1 protein-coding gene is annotated in these 458 nt (G+C 55.5%); it reads left to right on the top strand.

Annotated elements, in window-relative coordinates; genetic code table 11:
* A partial coding sequence (locus JW499_RS21680) for an amino acid ABC transporter ATP-binding protein (protein WP_205212522.1) occupies positions 1-458 on the top strand: 458 nt, incomplete at both ends.

Raw genomic sequence — 458 nt, 5'->3', positions numbered from 1 at the left:
GTCATTTGCGGGCCTTCGGGGTCGGGTAAATCCACCATGATCCGCTGTATTAACCGACTGGAAGAGCACCAGAAAGGCGATATCATCGTCAACGATATCCCCCTGAATGAAGATATAAAAAATATCGAAGCGATCCGCAAGGAAGTGGGCATGGTGTTCCAGCACTTCAATCTGTTCCCGCACCTGACGGTGCTGGAAAACTGCGTACTGGCCCCGATCTGGGTGAAAAAGATGCCGCGCAAAGAAGCGGAAGCGCGGGCGATGGAGCTGCTGGAGCGGGTGAAAATTCCCGATCAGGCACTCAAATACCCCGGTCAGCTATCCGGTGGTCAGCAGCAGCGGGTAGCGATTGCCCGCTCCCTGTGTATGAACCCGGATGTGATGCTGTTCGATGAGCCGACCTCGGCCCTCGACCCCGAGATGATCAAAGAGGTGCTCGATGTCATGATCGAACTGGC

The sequence above is a fragment of the Amphritea pacifica genome, assembly GCF_016924145.1.
In the GTDB taxonomy this organism is placed as follows: Bacteria; Pseudomonadota; Gammaproteobacteria; order Pseudomonadales; family Balneatricaceae; genus Amphritea; species Amphritea pacifica.
Note: the sequence above shows the minus strand (reverse complement) of the source record. Positions and strands in the feature narration are given on the sequence as shown.